Below are 18,341 nucleotides of genomic sequence, written 5' to 3' on the forward strand. Positions count from 1 at the left end.
GGGCGGCTGACGGACTCAGAGCTACTCCGAAGCAGGTTCTGCGGCCGACGTCTTGGGTTCGACCGGCCGATACAGCGCGTCCCGCACCGCCTTGGCGCCGGAGAACATCTGCTCGATACCCGCACCGTCCCGGTGGTCGATCAGACCGCGCATCTGCTGCAACTCGGCCAGATAATGATCGAGCATGGGCAACAGTTCGTCGCGATTGGTCAGGCAGATATCCCGCCACATGGCGGGGTCGGAACTGGCAATCCGGCTGAAATCCCGAAAACCGCCCGCCGCATAACGAAACACTTCATAGCGTTCCTCCAGCCGCGAGAGCGCCGACACAAGGCTGAATGCCGCCACATGCGGCAGATGACTCGTCGCCGCCAGGATATGATCATGATGCGCCACGTCCATGCACTCGACCTGGGCACCGACCGAACGCCACAGATCTTCGGCGCGCCGGACCTGATCGGCAGCGTTCTCCGGCATGGGCGTCAGAATGATCCGGTGATTTTCGAACAACTCGGCAAACGCGGCATCGGGACCACTGCGCTCCGTACCCGCAATCGGATGGCCCGGCACGAACTGGGCAAATTGCGCGGTCGACAGCGCCGCTTTCGCCGCAGCCACCACGGCACCCTTCACGCTGCCGCCATCGGTGATCAGCGCGTTTGGGGCCAATGCCTCTGCCATATCACGGAACACGCCGGCCATCGCCTGCACCGGCGTCGCGACGAACACGACATCGGCGCCGGCCACGGCTTCGGCCACCGAGTCCACCGGACGATCAATGATCCCCAGCTCGCGGGCACGCAACCGGGTCTGCAGTTGACGGCTATAGCCCACCACCTCGCCGACGAGCCCGCGCTGCTTCAGCGCGAGACTGAGCGAGCCACCGATCAGGCCGAGGCCAATAAGCGCCAGGCGCTGGATCATGAGGCCTCCGAAGCCGACTCGTTCAGCCGGAGCAACACGCGATCGAGCGCTGCAAGCACTCGTTCGTTCTGTGCCTGGGTGCCGATGGTGATGCGGATATGGCAGGAAATGCCGCCGGTGTCGCTCTTGCCGCCGAGGGGGCGGATGATCACCCCTTCCCGCAGTAGCGCATCGAACACGCGCCCCGCAGGGAGCCCCACATTGACGGTGATGAAATTGGCCAACGAAGGAATCGTCGGCAGCCCCCGCTCGGCGAAGGCCGCCGCCATGAAACGCAATCCTTCGGCATTGACCTGTCGGCTATGGGCGATAAAGTCCGTATCGCCCAGGGCCGCTTCGGCCGCAATCAGTGCCAGATGATTCACGTTGAACGGCTGACGTACTCGATCCAGCATCGCAGCCACGGCAGGCTGCGCCACGCCGAAACCGACGCGCAGGGCGGCAAGCCCATAGATCTTCGAGAAAGTCCGCGTCACCACCAGATTGCCAAACTGTCGAGACAGCGCCAGCCCATCTGGAAAATCATCGCGCTCGACGTATTCGCTGTAGGCTTCGTCCAGCACCACCAGCACCGTCGGTGGTACCGCCGCCAGAAAGGTCACCAGGTCTTCGCGATCCACCCAGGTACCGGTTGGGTTGTTCGGATTCGCCAGGAATACCACGCGGGTATCGGCATCGATGGCGCGGGCCATCGCCTCGAGATCCGCGCCATAGGGCATGGTCGGATGATCCGGCGGGAAAGCGGGAACGACCTTGGCGGTCGCCCCGGCTGCCTGAGTCGCCAAGGCGTACACAGCAAAGGCATAGGCCGAAAAGACCGCATTGCGACCCGGCGCCAGAAAGGCCCGAGCCACCATTTCCAACAGATCGTTCGACCCGTTGCCCAGCACGATCCCGTGCGGATCTAGCTCGAATTGAGCTGCCAGCGCCTGCTTGAGCGCATAGCCGCCCCCATCGGGGTAGATGTTCAGATCCCAGGCACGCTGACGCAGCGCCTCGCTGGCGCGCGGACTTGCGCCCAGGGGATTTTCGTTCGAGGCCAATTTCAGGATGTCGGTGAGCCCGTATTCCCGGGCCACCGCGTCCACGGGCTTGCCGGTGACATAGGGCGAAATGGCACGGACGTAGTCCAGTGCCTGTGCGGCGAGCGTTTCGCCCACCGAGGACGGATCGGGTCGATCGGAAGGATTCATCGTACGGATACTCAAGCTGTCGGGGCAGTCGGCGCGGCCGAAACGGCGCGCGGGTAGGAACCCAGAACACCGAGACGACCACAGAAGGGCAGCATTCGACTCAGTGCCGCCTGGATCTGGGGGTCGTCCTGATGACCTTCGATATCGATGAAGAACACATAATCCCACTTCCGATTCCAGGCCCGGTCGCGCGCGGGGCGCGATTCGATCCGGGTCACGTCGATACCCGCCTCGGCCAGGGGCGCAAGCAACTTGGCCAGCGTGCCGGGTTCGTTGTTGATGGACAGTACCAGCGAGGTCTTGTCCTGGCCCGACGGCGGCACGGCCTCGCGACCGATCACCACGAACCGTGTGGTGTTGAACACGCTGTCCTGGATATTCGCGGCCACCACCTGGAGCTCATGCCGCTCCGCCGCAAGCTGCGGTCCGATGGCATAAACGTCAGGGGATTCGGCAGCCATCCGCGCCGCCTCGCCATTGCTCTGAACGGCAATTCGCTCGACGCCCGGGTAGTGGACGTCCAGCCATTCTCGGCACTGTGCCAGGGACTGAGCATGGGAAACGATACGCTTGGGTGTGGTATCCAGCGCATCGCCTCGTGCCAGCAATTGCTGATCGATCTTCAGTGATACCTCACCACAAATCAGCACATCGCCCGCCGACCAGGTCGAACCCGCAGACCCGAACGCCAGGGCGTCCAGGGTCTGGGAAACGCTGCCTTCGGTGGAGTTCTCGACCGGCACCACGCCGAAATCCACGGCGCCGGCCGCCACCGCGCGAAACACCTCGGGAATACCCGGCTCCAGGGCCAATCGGGCACCGTGACCGAATGCACGCACCGCCGCCTGCTCGGAAAAGGTACCCACGGGCCCCAGACAAGACACGGTCAACGGCTGTTCATGGGCCAGGCACGCCGACATGATCTCCCGGAACAGCCAGGCGACGGTATCGTCGGCCAGCGGCCCGGGATTTTTCGCACGGATACCACTCAGGACCTGAGCCTCCCGTTCCGGCCGGTAAAAGCTACCGGTCGGCTCGGCGGAAGCCCGCTTGATTTCGGCAACGCGCTCGGCAAGCCGGGCGCGCTGGGAGATCAGTCGCAGCAGCTCCGAATCGAGGGCATCGATCCGGGCTCTGACGGCTGGCAAGGTGGCGGGCCAATCGCCCGGCACCTCGGGGTCGACGTGTTCAGTCACCAACGCACCTTACAGAACGCGGATGCGCAGCACCCCATTGATCTGACGCAGGGCGGTCAGAGCATCGGCGGGCACTTCGGAATCCACATCGATCAGGGTGTAGGCCAACTGCTTGCGTGACTCGTTCATCAGACGCTCGATGTTGATGTTGGACTGACCCAGGATATGGGAAATCTGACCAACCATGTCCGGCATGTTCTTGTTGGCGATCGCCAGGCGCTGCGCGCCGGAACGAGCCATGCGTACTTCGGGGAAGTTGACCGAGTTGCGGATGTTGCCGTTTTCCAGGTAATCGCGCACCTGATCGGACACCATGATGGCGCAGTTGTCTTCGGCTTCGCCGGTGGACGCCCCCAGGTGCGGGAAGGTCAGGCAACGCGGGTGGTTCTTGGTCAGGTTGCTCGGGAAGTCGGAGACATAGGCGTGCGCCTTGCCGGCATCCAGAGCCGCCACCATGGCCGCTTCGTCGACGATGCCTTCACGGGCGAAGTTCAGCACCACGACGTTTTCCTTCATGAAGGCCAGACGCTCGGCATTGATCAGGTTGCGGGTCGCATCGATCAGCGGCACGTGGAAGCTGACGAAATCGGCCTTGGCCAGGACTTCGTCGACGCTGCCGGCCTGATGGACTTCCGGCGACAGTTCCCAGGCGCGCTCGATGCTGATACCCGGATCGAAACCGATCACACGCATGCCCAGCGCCTTGGCGGCATTGGCCACCCGCACGCCGATGGCGCCCAGACCGATCACGCCCAGGGTACGACCCGGCAACTCGAAGCCCACGAAGTTCTTCTTGCCTGCTTCGACGGCCTTGTGGATTTCCTCATCGGTCCCGTTCAGGCCACGAGCGAAATCCCAGGCAGCGCCCAGGTTACGGATCGACATCAGCATGCCGGCCATGACCAGTTCCTTCACCGCATTGGCGTTCGCACCCGGGGCATTGAACACGACCACGCCCTGCTCGCTCATCTTGTCGACCGGAATGTTGTTCACACCGGCACCGGCACGGCCGATGGCCAGCACGGAGGCCGGCAGATCCATGTCATGCATCTTGGCAGAGCGGACGAGGATGGCATCCGCCTCGGCCAGCGGCGCATCGACGGTGTATTTATCGGCAGGCAGACGATCGGTGCCCTTGGCTGAAATGGCATTCAGGGTATGAATCTTGAACATGAGAACCTCGGAGATGAAAAATTAACCGTGACGTTGAGCGAAATCCTGCATGAAGCTGATCAGGGCATCGACCCCGGCTTCCGGCATGGCGTTGTAGATGCTGGCGCGCATACCACCGACCGAACGGTGTCCCGCCAGAGCGGCAAGGCCAGCCTTCTCGGATTCGGCCAGGAACGGCTTGTCCAGCGCATCATCCTTCAGGATAAAGGGCACGTTCATCCAGGAACGGGCGTTGACGTCGACGGGGTTGCGGTAGAAACCATCGCTGCCGTCGATTGCCGCATAGAGCTTCTTCGCCTTGCGCTCGTTGATTTCTGCCATCTTGCTCAGACCGCCGTTCGCCAGCAGGTGCTCGAACACGAGACCGGCGATGTACCAGGCATAGCTCGGCGGCGTGTTGTACATCGAACCGTTCTCGGCATGGGTCTTGTAGTTGAACATGGCCGGCACGGAAGCATCGGCGTGGCCGATCAGATCGTCGCGGATGATGACCAGGGTCAGGCCGGCCGGGCCGATGTTCTTCTGGGCGCCCGCGTAGATCATGCCGAACTTCGACACATCCACGGGACGGGACAAGATGGTAGAGGACATGTCCGCAACGAGCGGCACGGAGCCCGTTTCCGGAATGTAGCCGAATTCGACACCGGCGATGGTCTCGTTCGGGGTGTAGTGGACGTAGGAAGCATCCGGATTGAACTTGAGATCGCCTTGCGACGGCAGCGTGGTGTACTTGCTGGGCTTGGTATCGGCGACAAGGTTCAGGTCAACAAAACGCTTGCCCTCGGCAACGGCCTTTTCGGACCAGTGACCGGTGTTCAGGTAGTCGGCGGCACCGGAAGACGACAGCGCCTTCAGGTTCATCGGAATCATGGCGAACTGGGATGAGGCGCCGCCCTGCAGGAACAGGACCTTGTAATTGTCCGGCACGCCCATCAGGGTACGCAGGTCAGCCTCGGCCTTTTCGGCGATCGACACGAATTTCTTGCCGCGATGGCTCATTTCCATCACGGACATGCCGGTGCCGTCGCAATCCAGCATTTCCGCCTGTGCCCGCTCCAGAACCTCGACCGGCAGTACCGCAGGACCCGCTCCAAAATTAAATACACGCGCCATATTCTCTCCCCCAAAAAACCAGATTAGAAAAATTCAGAGATTGTCCTAGCATCCGCAATCACGGCAGCCGACCATGAGCGGCCCCGCGCACGAACACAGTACGATTTATTGATCCACTTCCGCCGCATCCTCGTCGGCATCACCCGGCTCGACCGACGATTCCATCGCATCGACCGGCTCAATCTGCACCAAACGTTCATCCTCACCCAGACGAATCAGGATCACACCCTGCGTGTTCCGGGATACGGAGGAAATCTGATTGACTTCGGTGCGGACGAGTGTACCGGCATCGGATATCAGAATCACTTCATCCGAATCCTCGACCAATGCCGCACCCACCAGAGCGCCGTTACGTTCACTGGTCTGGATGGCGATCACGCCCTGACCGCCCCGGCCCTGAATGGGGAAATCGTCGATCGGCGTGCGCTTGCCATAGCCATGTTCCGTCGCCGTCAGGACCTGACCCGCCGCGACGACGATCAGGGACACGACACGCTGTCCCTCGTCGAGTCGAATCCCGCGGACACCGCCTGCTGTCCGGCCCATCGAGCGCACGTCGCTTTCGGCAAAACGGATCGACTTGCCCGCATCGCTGAACAGCATCAATTCGCGGTCGCCATCCGTCAGTGCCGCGCCAACCAGTCGATCCTCGTCCCGCAGATCGATGGCGATGATGCCCGCCTGACGGGGTCGTGAGAAATCGACCAGCGGCGTTTTCTTGACCTGGCCGCTCGCCGTCGCAAAGAAGATGTAATGATCATCGACGAACTCGCGCACCGGAAGCAATGCGTTGATCCGCTCATTCTCCTGTAGCGGCAGAATGTTCACGATCGGCCGACCGCGTGCACCGCGCGCGCCCTGGGGCAACTGATAGACCTTGCGCCAGTATACGCGCCCCAGGTTGGTGAACATCAGCACCCAGGCATGCGTACTGGCAACCAGCAACTGCTCGATGACGTCCTCATCCTTCATGCGGGTCGAGGATTTTCCGCGTCCGCCACGACGCTGACTCTGGTAGTCGGCCAGCGACTGCGTCTTTATATAGCCTTCGCGGGACAGGGTGACAACCCGATCCTCCTCGGCAATCAGATCCTCGATCGACAGATCTTCGTAATCGAAGACGATCTCGGTACGCCGCGTGTCGCCGAATTCCTCGCGCATGGCCACCAGCTCGTCGCGAATGACCTGCATGAGCCGCGTCTCGGATCGCAGGATATCCAGGAGATCGAAAATCTTGTCCAGCAGCGCGCGATACTCGTCCAGGATCTTGTCCTGCTCGAGCGCCGTCAAGCGATTGAGGCGCATCTCGAGGATTGCCTGGGCCTGTTCCGTGGACAGGCGGTAATTCTGGTTCGGCTGTAAACCGAATTCGGCGGCCAGCGTCTCGGGGCGTGACGCCTGGCTGTCGGCGCGCTCCAGCATGGCACGAACGAGCCCGGAATCCCATTCCCGGGCCATCAGGGCTTCCCGCGCATCGTTCGACGTCTGCGCCGCCTTGATCAGAGCGATCATTTCGTCAATGTTGGCGAGCGCGACGGCCAGACCCTCGAGGATGTGCGCCCGCTCTCGCGCCTTGCGCAGATCGAAGATGGTCCGACGGGTCACCACCTCGCGACGATGGCGCAGGAACACCACCAGAATCTCGCGAAGACTGAGCGTTCTCGGCTGCCCATCGACCAGCGCCACCATGTTGATGCCAAACACACTCTGCATCTGCGTCTGCTGATACAGGTTGTTGAGCATCACATCCGGCAGCTCGCCACGACGCAGCTCGATGACGATCCGCATCCCGTCCTTGTCGGACTCGTCACGCAGCTCGGTGATTCCTTCGATTTTCTTTTCACGGACCAACTCGGCAATGCGTTCGATCAGACGCGCCTTGTTCACCTGATAAGGCAGCTCGGTCACGATGATCGACGCCTTGCTCGTGCGTTCGTCCTCTTCGAAATTGGTGCGTGCCCGCATGACCACGCGTCCACGCCCGGTCAGATAGGCCTCGCGAATACCGGCTGCGCCGTTGATGATCCCCGCGGTCGGGAAATCCGGACCAGGCACCATGGCCAGCAGGGCTTCGTCGTCGGTTTGCGGGTCGTCGATCAGACTGATCGTGGCGTTCAGAATCTCATTCAGATTGTGGGGCGGGATATTGGTCGCCATGCCCACTGCAATACCCGATGAACCATTGACCAGGAGGTTGGGGAAGCGGGCAGGAAATACGGAGGGCTCCCGCTCCGAACCGTCGTAGTTCTCGATGAAGTCGACGGTTTCCTTTTCAAGATCGGCCTGCAGCTCATGGGCGATTCGCGCCATGCGCACTTCGGTATATCGCATCGCCGCCGGCGAGTCCCCATCGACCGAACCGAAGTTCCCTTGACCGTCGATCAGGGGGTACCGCATGGAAAACGTTTGCGCCATGCGAACCAGGGCGTCGTAGACCGCGGTATCGCCGTGCGGGTGATACTTACCGATCACGTCACCTACCACACGGGCGGATTTCTTATAGGGCTTGTTCCAGTCGTTGCCCAACTCGCGCATGGCGTAGAGCACCCGGCGATGCACGGGCTTGAGGCCATCACGTGCATCCGGAAGCGCCCGACCCACGATGACACTCATTGCATAATCAAGATAAGAGCGGCGCATCTCGTCTTCGAGATTGACCTTGAATATCTCTTGCGCAAATTCAGACATTGTTCATCCTTACGATCGCCCGACGACATCCACAATCCGGGCAGCAAGGCCTCTCAGAGGCCCGACAAAAAAGAGCCGGAAGTTTACCATAAGATGACATGATCTCGCCTAGTCGCACGCCTTCACGGCAACTCTAACGAGCATTCGAAGAAACAACCGGCCCACGCGCCTCAATACGCCCGAATGGGCGCATCCTGGTGAACACAGTTCAAAGACTGACACCAATTCGCCCGCGACTCACCAAAGCGTATCGAATCTACGACGGATGTTGCGTTGTAGCAACACGGCAACCCGCCACGCCAATACTACGACGCCCCACAAGCAAATCGATACACAGAACCATATATATCAATCGGTTGCACAAGATTGCAGTGAGGACGATGGCGCAGAAACGCGCCAAAAAGGAACAAAAATCGAGAATCGACAGCTTCATTTCAGCAAGGTAATGCACCGAAATAGCGACCTGTGGCCCCTCAGGTTTGGCCCTTTCCGGTTCCAGCGACTACTATTTGCAACCAGATCGGTCATAATAGTTGCCGCATCATGCTTATCATTCTCAAGTGTCGATTTTATAGTAAGGAGACCTAACAGATGAATAAATTCACCGCCCTCACCACTGGTATCGTAGCGGCTTTCGCCCTGTCCGGTCAGGCCTTCGCTGACAGCACACACTCGCCCTACGTATTCAACAGTGCCGGCGAACCCGTCAAGAATTCCATTGGCGAGTGTGTTCACAACGGTCACGGCAAACTGACCCCCGAAACGGCAATCATGGCCTGCGATCCGGACATGCTGGCCAAGCCGAAAGCTGAACCGGCCGCTCCGCAAGCCCTGGTCGAACCGCCGCCGGCTCCGGAAATGAAGACCGTGACTCTGACCGCGGACACCTACTTCGATTTCGACAAGTACAACCTGAAGCCGGCTGGCAAGCAGGCTCTGGACAAGCTGATTTCTGAAATGGGCAGCATGAACTCCATCGCCAAGATCAAGGTTGTCGGTTACACCGACAGCATCGGTACCGAGAAGTACAACCTGGGTCTGTCCCAGCGTCGTGCCAAGACCGTTGCCACTTACCTGACCGCGCACAACATCCCGGCTGACAAGATCGAAACCGTCGGCATGGGCGAAGCGGATCCGGTTGCCAGCAACAAGACCAAGGCTGGCCGCGCGAAGAACCGCCGCGTTGTCGTCACCACCGAAGGTGTTGGTCAGTAATCTGACTGACGCGCGTCCCGCGCCCGTCGCGGGAACGCACGGTGACCCCAAAAAAACACCGCCCCGGCGGTGTTTTTTTTGTGTCCATCGATTTAACGATTCCGATTTACTGAATGGATGGGCTGCCCGGGATTCGCAATCAAAAATAGCAATCGAAACGAATCCGGCCGCTGATGATATTCATCGCGGGCTTGCCCCCATCGATATGCGGGGCCTGAGGTGGGCGCTTCACCACCCAGCGCGTGCCGGTTTGCAACCTGGACCAGGCAAACAGTGCATCGGCATCCTCGTCCTGCCCGACGAGGGCCTGAAAAATCCGCATGGGTTTCTTGACCAGCGCCGACTTGCGCCGCTCGGGAAACATCGGGTCCAGCAACCAGACACGTTCAGGGATGGAAGCACCGCCAACGATTTCGGACTGAATAAGTGGGATATCCACGGTTCGGGCATCCGCCGAAACCAGCCTGATTCGTCGTGCAATCGCGGCCGTTCCTTCGTTCGCCAGCGCCCGGCGCAAGGCATCTGCCAGCAGAAAGGCGACCAGCGGGTGCCGTTCGAACGCAATAACCTGACAGCCGGTACTGGCGAGCGCCCAGGCATCCCGACCCAGACCGGCCGTCAGGTCGAGGATCAAGGGACGGCGATTGGCGCGCAACCCAACGGCGCGCGCCAGCGGCTCGCGAAGCGGCATGGGTTGTTTGAACCGGGGATCCTCGACGAAATCGATCACGAGCGGCTGGCGACCGAACGCGTCGTCCACAGTGGGGGGCCAAAGCTGCCAGGAGCGATCCTGATAACGCAGGGAGAACTGCGCCCGACGCCCATCCAACGCAACACCGCAGTCTGCAATGGCCAGACCGAGCGTTTCTGCCGCCTGTCGCGTGAGCGCGGCAAGAGGGTCATCGGCGCCCGTTTGATTGGAATCGACCGAAACATAAACCCGCTGGCGCCAGTCCGGCCCATGCGCGAGATCCATGGACATCAATGCGACAGCCTGGCTGCCGTAAACGGCTCGCTGTCGATCGCGCTACCGATCAGAGCCATTTGCGGTAAATCCGCGAATTCCGCTTGAAGTTGTAGAGGGCCTGACGCTCGCTCGGCAATTCAGAGAGGTTTTCGTCGACAAACCCCTTTTCCTTGAAGAACGCCATGGTTTGCGTCGAGAGCAGGAAAACAGAACGCAACCCCAGGGAACGGGCGCGCGATTCGAGGAAGGTCAGCAATCGACCGGCACGCCCGCCGCGCTGGTAGGCCGGGTGCACGACAAGGGCAGCAAGCTCGGCCGTCGATGACTCCGGATAGGGATACAGGGCCGCGCAGCCGATGACGTCGCCATCGCGCTCGATGACCACGAACCGCCCGATTTCCAGTTCCAGCTGTTCACGGGAGCGTCGGACTAGCACGCCGGCCAGCTCCAGGGGTTCGATCAGCGCCACGATACCACCGATATCGTCCAGGGTGGCCGGCCGGATCTTCTCGAACGGCTCCGCCGAAATCAGCGTGCCGCTCCCATCCCGCGTGAACAGCTCGACCAGCAAGGCGCCATCCACATCCCGATCGATCAGGTGCACCCGATCGACACCGCGTGTACAGGCATGCATGGCACTTTCAAGATGCAGTCGGAATTCGTCGGAAAGATCGCCTTCCGTCCTGTCCAGCAGCATCCGCACATCCACGAGACTCATCACCGAAGGCAGATCATCTACCGGGTCGGTCAGGAAGATCAGCTTGTCCGCGCCCAGACTGACGGCAATGGCCTCCGCGACGTCTTCCGCGCGCAGGTTGAACAGCTCCCCGGTCGGAGAGAACCCGAGATTGCTCTGAACGACGATGGAGCCGTCGCCCAAAGCATCACGGATTCCCTCGACATCGATGCGACGCACCGCACCGGTAAAGCCCAGATCCACACCATCGATGACGCCCATGGGGCGCGCCGTCAGGAAATTCCCGGTCAATACGCGCTGCGCCAATCCCGAACCGGAGGACATGCTGAGCCGGGTCGACAACCAGGACAGGAGATCGAACTGGAGCGCACCCACCGCCTCGGAGACTGGATCGATCATCTCGAAGTCGGTGATGCGCAGCCCTTCATGAAATCGCGGCGCCAGTCCCGCCTGAGCCAGACGACGGTTGATCTGGGGCCGCGCGCCGGGCACGATCACGAGTCGGATACCCAGGTCGGCGATCAGAACGAGATCCCGAACGACACGCTGGAAGCTTTCGGGATGGTCGAGCGCCTCACCGCCGAAGGCAAGCACGAACACCTTGCCATCGTGCTCGCGAATGTACGGCACGGCATCACGTAGACCCTGCACGAGAATCTGCTGCGGGCTGAGCGTCATGACGGCCTCCTTGTCCATGTCATCGAGTCTCGGGAATCACACCGACAACGGCGTGCCGCCGACGTCTCCGAGAATCAGGAATTCGAGTAGCGCCTTCTGGGTATGCAGACGGGCCTCCGCCTCATCCCAGATCACACTCTGCGGCCCGTCGATCACGGATGCCGTGACCTCTTCGCCACGATGCGCGGGCAGACAATGCATGAACAACGCATCCGATTTCGCACGCACCATCACGGCATCATCGATGCCAAAGCCTGCAAAATCACGCAGACGGCGCTCCCGCTCGTCTTCCTGCCCCATGCTGGCCCAAACGTCGGTCACCACAAGATCGGCACCCTCGGCCGCCGCTTCGGCCGTCGAAACCAGCTGCACCCGGTCCCCAGCCTCGGCCACGGCAGCCGGATCCGGCGCATAACCGGGCGGTGTCGCGACGACGAGTTCGAAATCGAATACCTGAGCGGCATTGATGTAGGAGTAACACATGTTGAATCCGTCGCCGATCCAGGCCACCCGCTTGCCCTGAATCGAGCCACGATGCTGCTCGTAGGCAAAGATATCCGCCAACAGCTGGCAGGGATGATTCAGGTCGGTCAGGGCATTGATCACCGGGACACGGGAATAGGCGGCGAACTGCTCCACCATCGCATGATCCTTCGCGCGGATCATTACCGCATCCACCATCCGCGAAATCACGCGGGCGGAGTCCTCGATCGGTTCGCCCCGGCCCAACTGGGTATCGCGCGGCGACAGGAAAATCGCCGTACCGCCCAACTGCGCCATGCCCGCCTCGAAGGAGAGCCGGGTCCGGGTCGATGCCTTCTCGAAAATCATGCCGAGAACACGTTGCTGCAAGGTTGCCGGGCGAATCCCGGCCGTATAGTTCGCCTGCAATTCGCGTGCGCGATCCAGAATTCGGCGATAGTCCTCCAGGGAATAATCCAGCAGGCTCAGAAAATGACGAACAGCCATAACAAAAATCTCGAAATCACGTCAGCGCCCGGTTTGACCGCCGACGTCTTGGTAAATGATTAGTCCGCGATCCGTTCGGCGTTTTCCGCCAACCAGTCCCGAACGACACGAACGAGGCGCGCGACGATTTCGTCGGCGTCGGAATCGCTCAGAATGAGCGGCGGCAGAATCCGGATAACGGAAGTCGCCGTCACATTGATCAACAACCCGGCATCCAACGCGCGACGAACCAGCTCACCGCAAGGACGATCCAGTTCGATACCGATCAGGAGCCCCTGCCCCCGAATTTCGCGGACCGCCGTCTCGCCCGAAAACCCGGACGCGAGCCCCTCACGAATGCGTGCGCTCAGGGCCGCTGCACGATCCAGCAACTGATCACGCTCGATCACGGCGATCACGGTGTGCGCCACGCGACAGACCAACGGATTCCCGCCGAAGGTCGAGCCGTGATTTCCGGGCGCAAAGACCGAAGCCGCCTTCCCGGCAGCCAGGCAAGCACCGATCGGCACGCCATTGCCCAGGCCCTTGGCCAGACTCATCACATCCGGCAGCAAGCCCGGCACATGCTGGAAGGCAAACCAGCGACCGGTCCGCCCGATCCCGGTCTGTACCTCGTCGAGCATCATCAGCCAGTCATGACGGTCACACAAGGCACGGATGCCCTCGAGGTATCCCGCCGGGGCCGGACGCACGCCCCCTTCGCCCTGAACCGGCTCGACCAACACGGCCACGATATTGTCGTGCTGCGCAGCAAGTCCTTCGATGGCCGCCAAATCACCGTAGGGCACGCGCAGGAACCCGCTGACCAGGGGTTCGAATCCCTTCTGGATCGCGGCATTGCCGGTGGCGGTCAACGTTGCCAGCGTCCGGCCATGAAAACTCGTTTCCATGACGATGATCAGCGGGGCGTCGATCTGGCGCTGATGGCCGTACAACCGCGCCAGTTTGATGGCGGCTTCATTCGCCTCGGCGCCTGAATTGCCGAAGAAGATCCGATCCATGCCGGAAATGCGCGCCAGATCGTCCGCAAGCCGGGACTGCCAGTGCACGCCATACACATTCGAGGTATGGATCAGTGTCGACGCCTGCTCACAGATCGCATCGCTGATATCGGGATGAGAATGCCCCAAACCGGTGACGGCAATGCCACTCAACGCATCCAGGTATTCGCGCCCCTGCTCATCCCAGAGTCGTGCACCCGAACCCCGGACAAACGTGACGGGCTGCCGGTTGTAGGTGGACATCAAATGGCTGCTCATGGCGCACGGCTCTCCAAGCGGGTGATCGGTCATTCCGAAGGCATTAATTAATAGGCACTCGGACAACACTTTGCCGAATGCAACAAATAAAGGGGAATACCTCCCCCTTTTGCCCGATTCTACCACAAAAGGCCGCATATTCGAGTCGAAGGCTATTAATCTGACCACGGAACGCCGGTCGGAGCCCCGATTCGGTCTAGAATGGTCGGCACTCGGCCCGGCCCACCGAATACCGAGTTTTACGATCACCGAATTCCCGAAGGATCACGCCCATGTCAGGACATTCCGCCTCTTCCGCCAGTAGTGCCCGCGCCGACGAACTGGACAAGTTCAACCGGCTTGCCGATCAGTGGTGGGACGAAGAGGGTCCCTTTGGCGCGCTGCATGCCGTCAACCCCCTGCGCATGGAATTCATCGCCGAACACGCCGTGATCGAGGATGCCCGTGTTCTGGATGTCGGCTGTGGTGGCGGGATACTCAGCGAAGCACTCGCATTGGCAGGCGCGGAAGTGACGGCGCTGGACCTCGCCACCGACGGCCTGGACGCAGCCCGCCATCACGCTCAGGCGCAGGACCTCGCCATCGACTACCGCCTGGCCGACATCATCGACTTCGCGGCAGAAAACCCGGGGAAATTCGACTGCATCACCTGCATGGAAATGTTGGAACACGTGGATGAGCCGGCCCGGATCGTTCAGGCACTCGGCACGGCCGTCAAGCCTGGCGGCTGGGTATTTCTCTCGACCCTGAACCGGAACCCGAAATCCTGGCTGCTGGGCATCGCCGCTGCCGAATATCTGCTCAAGCTGGTGCCGCCCGGCACCCACGAACACAAACGCTTCATCAAGCCGAGCGAACTGACCCTCATGGCGCGTCGGGCCCGGCTGACGCCACGCGCGCTCTGCGGCATCACCTACAATCCTTTGACCCGACACTATGCGCTGAATCCGCACGATCTCGACGTCAACTATCTCCTGGCCTGCCAAAAAGATGAATAACGCCCAAGCACCTTCCCTGCCCGACGTTCGCGGAATCCTGTTCGACCTGGACGGCACCCTGATCGATACGGCCCCGGACATGGCCCTGGCCCTCAACCGCCTGCGGCTCGAATGCAACCTTGCGCCAATCCCCTTCGCTCAGATTCGCCCGCAGGTTTCCAATGGCGCACGCGGATTGCTGGAATTGAGCTTCGGACTGGGCCCGGATCAGCATGGCTTCAATCTGCTTCGTGACCGGTTCCTGCAGTTGTACAACCAGGACATCGCCAGCGCCTCATCACTGTTTGGCGGATTTCCTGCCGTTCTGGCAGAGCTCGATCGCCGCGCCATCCACTGGGGCATCGTGACCAACAAGCCCGGATTCCTGACCCGCAATCTGCTGAAAAACCTGAACATCGATGCACCGGTCGTGGTTGCCGGCGACGATCTCCCCCGGCGCAAACCCGCACCGGATCAGCTCATTTACGCCGCCGGCGGGCTCAAGCTCCGCCCGCAGGAGATTCTTTACGTCGGCGACCATGAACGGGATATTCAGGCGAGCCGAGCCGCCCACATGCCGGCCGCCGCCGCGCGCTGGGGCTATCTGGATGGCGAGCGTCCCATCGAGGATTGGCGTGCCGACGTGATCCTCGACCAGCCGGCGGACCTGTTGCGCTGGCTCGATGCTGCCCCGGGACGGGTCGCAGAACCTCGGGTCGTCCTCCAGAATGACTGAACCCATCACACGCTTCCTGCCTTGGCGCCAGACGAATCCTGGCCGCGCTCTGGCCGAACGGACACCGATGCAACCGCTCGATGAATTCGCGGATCTGATGGCATTTTATCGGGACCGGCTACCCGCCCTGCGCCCGCACGACCATGCCCAACGTCAGTCCAGTGATCCGGCCAGTGCGGCCCGAATCGACGGCCTGATCATGGCCTGCCTGGTGCTCGACGGCCTACTGTCAGCCCGGACCGATTGGTCGCTGGAACAGCCGATGCGACTCCCCGTTGCGGAGTTGACCGACGTCAAGGTCACGGACGAACATTTCCGCCGGGAAACGGTCGACTTCGCGTGGCGTCGTCTCTGCGAGCGATACGTCAAGCGCACCCGAGACCTGTTGCAGGCCTCGGCCCTGCTCGGCAAGCCCTGGCTCGGCGGCATGCGGTACCGCCTAGCCATTGCCCGGATCGAACAGATTCTGCGCGCCATCCAGGTCGACCCCGCCGTTGCCTATCGGGGAGGCATGTCTCATCAATGGAAGGATCGCCTGATGGCCGGCGTGCGGATTCTCTGGCGCACACTGACCGGCCGTCGCTGACGACTTAGACCGCCGTCGAGGTGGTCAGCGTCTTCAGTCGCGCATACCAGGCCGCAAACGTCGGGTTGTGCGCACAAGCCATGTTCACGGCCGCCAGCCCATCCGTGGAGCGGAACACGCCAAAGACGCTCAGATCGGCCAGATCCGGCCGCTCGCCGCCGTGAAAATCCCGACCGGACAGACCTTCGCTTACCCACCGATCCACGGCGGCCTTCAGACCGGCCGGTGCATCGTCGATCCCCCGCTCGCGCGCCTTCTTCTGTGCCACGCGCGACATGGCCATGGCCCCGGCAAAACGGACGAGAATCCGCTTGAAGCCCCCGTAACCGGAGGGCTTCAGCACCTGACCGAAGGTCTGCCAGGACGTGCCGAAGTCCTTGTGCACGATAGGCGGGAGAAAATGCACCAGAGTATCGTCCACCCAGGTGCGCCACGTGGACACCGACTCATCTCCGGCCGGCAGATGTGCATAGTGCTCGTTGACATAATCAACGATCACCGAAGACTCGGTCACGACCTTGTCGTCATCCGTGAGCACCGGCACCATTTTCAGATTCAGATGCGCCAGTTCCTGCTGGTTCATGGGATTGACCTCGATGGCCGTGTACGGAATCTTCGCATAATGCAGCAAGGCCTTGACCTTCCAGCAAAACGGACAGGATTCGAACTGATACAGGCTCAACATGGCACACACTCCCTCTAAATCTGAAATTGTTGGTGGCTAGGATTCACGGATGGAATCTTGAGGCCGATTCGCCGGAAAAAGTTCCACCCGTCCGTTCAATCGATCCGGACGGGCGACATTCGACCTCCGCGCGGACACGGCTTCTGATGTAAACTATGGCGCAATTTCCTTCTGAATGCTGTGCCATCATGACTCAACGCCCCGCCGATTCCGACAAATCCCCCCTGACCTACCGCGATGCCGGCGTCGACATCGACGCGGGCGACGCCCTGGTCGAACGCATCAAGCCCGCCGTCAAGCGCACCCAGCGCCCCGAAGTCATCGGCGGCCTCGGCGGTTTCGGTGGGCTGTTCGCGCTGGGCAACAAGTACCGCGACCCGATCCTCGTATCCGGCACCGACGGCGTCGGCACCAAGCTTCGGCTGGCGATCGACCTCGACCGTCATGACCACATCGGAATCGACCTCGTGGCCATGTGCGTCAACGACATCGTCGTCACCGGTGCCGAGCCCCTGTTCTTCCTCGACTACTACGCAACCGGCAAGCTGGACGTGGACGTCGCGGCGCGCGTCGTCACCGGCATTGCCGAGGGTTGCCGGCTCGCCGGATGTGCCCTGATCGGCGGTGAAACCGCCGAAATGCCGAGCATGTACCATGCGGGCGATTACGATCTGGCCGGCTTTGCCGTCGGTGTGGTCGAGCGGGACGACATGATCGACGGTAGCAAGGTCCAGGTCGGCGACGTCCTGATCGGCCTGGCCTCATCCGGGCCGCACTCCAACGGCTATTCGCTGATCCGCAAGATCATCGAGCGCGCCCAACCGGATCTGAATGCGCCCCTGGCCGATGGTCGTGCTATCGCCGAGCACGTGCTGGCACCAACCCGCATCTACACGGCCGCCGTCCTGGCGCTGGCCAAGACCGTCGATATTCATGCCCTGAGCCATATCACCGGCGGCGGGCTGACAGACAACCTCCCCCGTGTCTATGGCGACACGCTCGCGGCCGCCATCGATCGGGACAGCTGGCAGCGTCCGGAAATTTTCGACTGGCTGGCCGAGCACGGCAACGTCGTCGAATCCGAGATGATGCGCACCTTCAACAACGGCGTCGGCATGGTCGTCGTCGTCAATCCGGCAGATGCCTCCAAGGCCATGGCAGCGCTGAAGGCAGCGGGCGAGACGCCCTGGATGCTTGGGGAGATGATTCCGCGTGGCGACGGCGACGCCGTCGTCTACCGCTGAGCGGATCAGCCCCGCTCTGAACGGGTGACGCGGGCGCAGTC

Annotated in this window: 16 protein-coding genes; 5 read left to right on the plus strand and 11 right to left on the minus strand. The window is 61.5% G+C overall.

The window, feature by feature from the left end; genetic code table 11:
- Nucleotides 1-21 precede the first annotated feature (21 nt).
- From A9404_RS04650 to gyrA, 6 genes are all read right to left on the minus strand, one after another.
- Nucleotides 22-924 (minus strand): prephenate dehydrogenase, encoded by a 903-nt coding sequence (locus A9404_RS04650; RefSeq protein WP_066099122.1) that lies wholly within the window; start codon nt 922-924, stop codon nt 22-24.
- Nucleotides 921-2,126 carry a histidinol-phosphate transaminase gene (hisC, locus tag A9404_RS04655; RefSeq protein ID WP_066102804.1) on the minus strand — a complete coding sequence of 402 codons (1,206 nt, stop codon included), beginning with the start codon at nt 2,124-2,126 and terminating at the stop codon, nt 921-923. The genes A9404_RS04650 and hisC overlap by 4 nt, the downstream gene beginning before the upstream one ends.
- A 2-nt stretch (nt 2,127-2,128) precedes the next feature.
- Entirely contained in the window at nt 2,129-3,313 is a 1,185-nt protein-coding gene (gene pheA / locus A9404_RS04660; RefSeq protein WP_082923010.1) for a prephenate dehydratase, read from the minus strand.
- A 9-nt stretch (nt 3,314-3,322) separates the two neighbouring features.
- On the minus strand, nt 3,323-4,486 hold the full coding sequence (locus A9404_RS04665; protein ID WP_066099124.1) for a phosphoglycerate dehydrogenase: 1,164 nt from the start codon (nt 4,484-4,486) through the stop codon (nt 3,323-3,325).
- Nucleotides 4,487-4,507: 21 nt separating this feature from the next.
- Nucleotides 4,508-5,599, minus strand: a complete 1,092-nt coding sequence (serC, locus tag A9404_RS04670) for a 3-phosphoserine/phosphohydroxythreonine transaminase (protein WP_066099125.1) — start codon at nt 5,597-5,599, stop codon at nt 4,508-4,510.
- A 105-nt stretch (nt 5,600-5,704) separates the two neighbouring features.
- Nucleotides 5,705-8,287, minus strand: coding sequence for a DNA gyrase subunit A (gene gyrA / locus A9404_RS04675; RefSeq protein WP_066099126.1), 2,583 nt, complete (start codon nt 8,285-8,287; stop codon nt 5,705-5,707).
- Nucleotides 8,288-8,878: 591 nt separating this feature from the next.
- Here gyrA and A9404_RS04680 point away from each other — a divergent pair.
- Entirely contained in the window at nt 8,879-9,502 is a 624-nt protein-coding gene (locus A9404_RS04680) for an OmpA family protein (protein ID WP_066099127.1), read from the plus strand.
- 139 nt (nt 9,503-9,641) lie between these two features.
- On the opposite strand, the gene A9404_RS04685 is transcribed toward A9404_RS04680, so the two are convergent.
- Genes A9404_RS04685 through A9404_RS04700 form a run of 4 tightly spaced genes read right to left on the minus strand, consistent with a single transcriptional unit; the run spans nt 9,642 to nt 14,072 of the window.
- On the minus strand, nt 9,642-10,484 hold the full coding sequence (locus A9404_RS04685) for a class I SAM-dependent methyltransferase (protein ID WP_082922739.1): 843 nt from the start codon (nt 10,482-10,484) through the stop codon (nt 9,642-9,644).
- Nucleotides 10,485-10,536: 52 nt separating this feature from the next.
- Entirely contained in the window at nt 10,537-11,844 is a 1,308-nt protein-coding gene (argA, locus tag A9404_RS04690; RefSeq protein WP_066102806.1) for an amino-acid N-acetyltransferase, read from the minus strand.
- Nucleotides 11,845-11,880: 36 nt separating this feature from the next.
- The gene (argF, locus tag A9404_RS04695) at nt 11,881-12,813 is read right to left on the minus strand and encodes an ornithine carbamoyltransferase (protein ID WP_066099128.1); all 933 of its coding nucleotides are present in this window, start codon (nt 12,811-12,813) and stop codon (nt 11,881-11,883) included.
- Between the two features lie 59 nt (nt 12,814-12,872).
- Nucleotides 12,873-14,072 (minus strand): acetylornithine transaminase, encoded by a 1,200-nt coding sequence (locus tag A9404_RS04700; protein ID WP_066099129.1) that lies wholly within the window; start codon nt 14,070-14,072, stop codon nt 12,873-12,875.
- A gap of 272 nt (nt 14,073-14,344) precedes the next feature.
- Here A9404_RS04700 and ubiG point away from each other — a divergent pair, with 272 nt between their 5' ends.
- Genes ubiG through A9404_RS04715 form a run of 3 tightly spaced genes read left to right on the plus strand, consistent with a single transcriptional unit; the run spans nt 14,345 to nt 16,371 of the window.
- Complete coding sequence (gene ubiG, locus A9404_RS04705) at nt 14,345-15,070, plus strand: bifunctional 2-polyprenyl-6-hydroxyphenol methylase/3-demethylubiquinol 3-O-methyltransferase UbiG (protein WP_066099130.1); 726 nt, start codon at nt 14,345-14,347, stop codon at nt 15,068-15,070.
- Entirely contained in the window at nt 15,063-15,785 is a 723-nt protein-coding gene (locus tag A9404_RS04710; RefSeq protein ID WP_066099131.1) for an HAD-IA family hydrolase, read from the plus strand. The genes ubiG and A9404_RS04710 overlap by 8 nt, the downstream gene beginning before the upstream one ends.
- Nucleotides 15,778-16,371 carry a hypothetical protein gene (locus A9404_RS04715; protein ID WP_156521242.1) on the plus strand — a complete coding sequence of 198 codons (594 nt, stop codon included), beginning with the start codon at nt 15,778-15,780 and terminating at the stop codon, nt 16,369-16,371. Before A9404_RS04710 ends, A9404_RS04715 begins: the two co-directional genes overlap by 8 nt.
- Before the next feature lie 4 nt (nt 16,372-16,375).
- Here the strand turns inward: A9404_RS04715 and A9404_RS04720 are convergent, their stop codons facing one another.
- On the minus strand, nt 16,376-17,056 hold the full coding sequence (locus A9404_RS04720) for a prostaglandin E synthase 2 (protein ID WP_066099133.1): 681 nt from the start codon (nt 17,054-17,056) through the stop codon (nt 16,376-16,378).
- Nucleotides 17,057-17,241: 185 nt separating this feature from the next.
- On the opposite strand from A9404_RS04720, the gene purM reads away from it, so the two are divergent.
- Nucleotides 17,242-18,300 (plus strand): phosphoribosylformylglycinamidine cyclo-ligase, encoded by a 1,059-nt coding sequence (gene purM / locus A9404_RS04725; protein WP_407645331.1) that lies wholly within the window; start codon nt 17,242-17,244, stop codon nt 18,298-18,300.
- Nucleotides 18,301-18,341: the final 41 nt, after the last annotated feature.

The sequence above is a fragment of the Halothiobacillus diazotrophicus genome (assembly GCF_001663815.1).
Classification (GTDB): Bacteria; Pseudomonadota; Gammaproteobacteria; order Halothiobacillales; family Halothiobacillaceae; genus Halothiobacillus; species Halothiobacillus diazotrophicus.

Coding starts and splice junctions, on each gene's coding strand:
- A9404_RS04665 (WP_066099124.1), bottom strand. CDS start 4,486: ATGTTCAAGATTCATACCCTGAATGCCATTTCAGCCAAGGGCACCGAT.
- A9404_RS04680 (WP_066099127.1), top strand. CDS start 8,879: ATGAATAAATTCACCGCCCTCACCACTGGTATCGTAGCGGCTTTCGCC.
- argF (WP_066099128.1), bottom strand. CDS start 12,813: ATGGCTGTTCGTCATTTTCTGAGCCTGCTGGATTATTCCCTGGAGGAC.
- A9404_RS04715 (WP_156521242.1), top strand. CDS start 15,778: ATGACTGAACCCATCACACGCTTCCTGCCTTGGCGCCAGACGAATCCT.
- argA (WP_066102806.1), bottom strand. CDS start 11,844: ATGACGCTCAGCCCGCAGCAGATTCTCGTGCAGGGTCTACGTGATGCC.
- A9404_RS04650 (WP_066099122.1), bottom strand. CDS start 924: ATGATCCAGCGCCTGGCGCTTATTGGCCTCGGCCTGATCGGTGGCTCG.
- ubiG (WP_066099130.1), top strand. CDS start 14,345: ATGTCAGGACATTCCGCCTCTTCCGCCAGTAGTGCCCGCGCCGACGAA.
- A9404_RS04685 (WP_082922739.1), bottom strand. CDS start 10,484: ATGTCCATGGATCTCGCGCATGGGCCGGACTGGCGCCAGCGGGTTTAT.
- A9404_RS04710 (WP_066099131.1), top strand. CDS start 15,063: ATGAATAACGCCCAAGCACCTTCCCTGCCCGACGTTCGCGGAATCCTG.
- serC (WP_066099125.1), bottom strand. CDS start 5,599: ATGGCGCGTGTATTTAATTTTGGAGCGGGTCCTGCGGTACTGCCGGTC.
- A9404_RS04700 (WP_066099129.1), bottom strand. CDS start 14,072: ATGAGCAGCCATTTGATGTCCACCTACAACCGGCAGCCCGTCACGTTT.
- gyrA (WP_066099126.1), bottom strand. CDS start 8,287: ATGTCTGAATTTGCGCAAGAGATATTCAAGGTCAATCTCGAAGACGAG.
- A9404_RS04720 (WP_066099133.1), bottom strand. CDS start 17,056: ATGTTGAGCCTGTATCAGTTCGAATCCTGTCCGTTTTGCTGGAAGGTC.